Annotated in this window: 1 protein-coding gene; it reads left to right on the top strand. The window is 38.9% G+C overall.

The genetic code is table 11. The features are described from left to right. A partial coding sequence (locus ELS83_RS21875; RefSeq protein WP_216616782.1) for a Calx-beta domain-containing protein occupies window positions 1-470 on the top strand: 470 nt, incomplete at both ends.

The following is a 470-nucleotide window of genomic DNA, read 5'->3' on the forward strand; positions in this document are numbered from 1 at the left end:
CTGGAATCAGATGAAGAGGTAGTTGTTACTTTAACAAGTATTACATCTGGAGATCCACAAATCAGCATTGGAGCAAATAATACAGCAACAGTAACAATTTCTGATGACGACAGTTCAGAGGTAAGTATTGCAGCCAATGATGATGAAGCAGGTGAGCCAAATAACGACGGACAGTTTACGGTAAGCTTGAGTAATCAATCGGATGTAGCAACAATAATTGCTTACACAGTAGGTGGAAGTGCAACAGCAGATGAAGACTATACAGCTTTATCAGGCAGCATTGAGATTCCTGCCAATACAAGTAGTGGAACCATTGATGTACTTGTGATTGATAACAACATCCTGGAATCAGATGAAGAGGTAGTTGTTACTTTAACAAGTATTACATCTGGAGATCCACAAATCAGCATTGGAGCAAATAATACAGCAACAGTAACAATTTCTGATGACGACAGTTCAGAGGTAAGTAT

This window comes from Marinifilum caeruleilacunae, from assembly GCF_013141825.1.
GTDB lineage: Bacteria > Bacteroidota > Bacteroidia > Bacteroidales > Marinifilaceae > Marinifilum > Marinifilum caeruleilacunae.